This window comes from Streptomyces niveiscabiei, assembly GCF_001419795.1.
GTDB lineage: Bacteria > Actinomycetota > Actinomycetes > Streptomycetales > Streptomycetaceae > Streptomyces > Streptomyces niveiscabiei.
Window position 1 is genome coordinate 1 of record NZ_LIRL01000549.1, and the last position, 740, is coordinate 740.

General features: G+C 69.5%; 1 protein-coding gene and 1 pseudogene. Both read left to right on the plus strand.

What is annotated here, in order from left to right; genetic code table 11:
- Positions 1-103: pseudogene (locus AOK24_RS51145) on the plus strand (aldo/keto reductase); the annotation flags it as partial.
- A 101-nt stretch (positions 104-204) separates the two neighbouring features.
- Positions 205-740 (plus strand): D-alanyl-D-alanine carboxypeptidase family protein (locus tag AOK24_RS51150; RefSeq protein WP_420876690.1); only part of this gene is annotated, 536 nt, incomplete at its 3' end.

Consider the following 740-nt stretch of genomic DNA (forward strand, 5'->3'; position numbering starts at 1 on the left):
CTTCAGGTCCGTCGCCCAGGCGGAGGAGAACGCGGGGGCGCTGGGGAAGGGCCCGCTGAGCGGGGAGCAGATGGCGGAGGTCGAGCGGATCCTCGGGAGGTGAGGTCCGCGGGGAGGGCGCGGCTCCTCCGCTGAAACCCCAGGTCGGACACGCCCTCGGGCAGGGTTCGTGTTTTCTCACCATTGTTCTGTACGGTCCCGTCGGTGAACATCAGTGCCCGGGCCTGGATCGTTGCCGACCACGAGAGTGGGGAGGTGCTGGCCGCGCGGGATCCGCATGGGCGGCTCGCGCCGGCCTCGACGCTCAAGATGCTGTTCGCGGACACCTTGCTGGGGAAGTTCGCGCGGGGGGAGAGGCATACCGTCCGGGGGGTGGAGCTGGCCTCTGTGCCTGCGGGGTCCAGCCTGGTGGGGATCAAGGCCGGGGTGACGTACAGCGTCGAGGATCTGTGGCACGGGGTTTTCCTGCGGTCCGGGAACGACGCCGTGCGGGTGCTGGCCGCGATGAACGGGGGGATCGAGCGGACCGTCGCCGAGATGCGGGCCAAGGCCGCTGATCTTCAGGCCGTGGACACGTACGTGGTAAGCCCTGACGGGTACGACCACCCCCGGCAGTACTCCTCCGCGTACGACCTCACGCTCATGGCCCGCAGCGGGCTCAGGAACGCCGACTTCCGGGCCTACTGCGGGACGAGGACCGCGCGGATCGGGAAGACCGGGATCGAGAACACGAACCGGCT